This is a genomic window from Geminicoccus harenae, assembly GCF_019800005.1.
Taxonomy (GTDB): Bacteria; Pseudomonadota; Alphaproteobacteria; order Geminicoccales; family Geminicoccaceae; genus Geminicoccus; species Geminicoccus harenae.
On record NZ_JABGCL010000248.1, the window covers coordinates 1 to 575 of the forward strand.

At 35.0% G+C, this 575-nt stretch carries 1 protein-coding gene; it reads left to right on the forward strand.

The features are described from left to right. Positions 1-305 precede the first annotated feature (305 nt). Positions 306-575 (forward strand): hypothetical protein (locus HLA95_RS30460; protein WP_222185218.1); only part of this gene is annotated, 270 nt, incomplete at its 3' end.

The window sequence follows — 575 nt, forward strand, 5'->3', positions numbered from 1 at the left end:
TCGATGCGAATTTGACACGACATGGGAGAAACCACTCTTTCTATTTAATATTTAGAATTGAAAAAAAAAAAGGGGGGGTTCTATCATAATATAGTGAAGTGATATCCCGGATTCCCACAAAAGAGAATCATTTCTTTCAATACGCACTCGTTATTAGTTAATAATCCGAGTGATTGGATCTATATGCTTATTCTGATAGGAAATGAAATATTCAAATGATTTTTCCTCGAATGACTATTCATCTATTGCATTTTCATATAAATAGGGGGCAAGAAAGCTCTATGGAAAAACGGTGGTTCAATTCGATGTTGTCTAACGAGGAGTTAGAATACAGGTGTGGGCTAAGTAAATCAATGGACAGTCTTGGTCCTATTGAAAATACCAGTGGAAGTGAAGACCCGGTTATAACTGATACGGATAAAAAAATTCCTCGTTGGAGTAATAGTGACAGTTACAGTAATGTTGAGCATTTATTTGGTGTCAGGGACATTCGGAATTTCATCTATGATGACCCTTTTTTAGGTAGAGATAGTAATGGGGACAGTTATTCCATATATTTTAATATTGAAATTCAG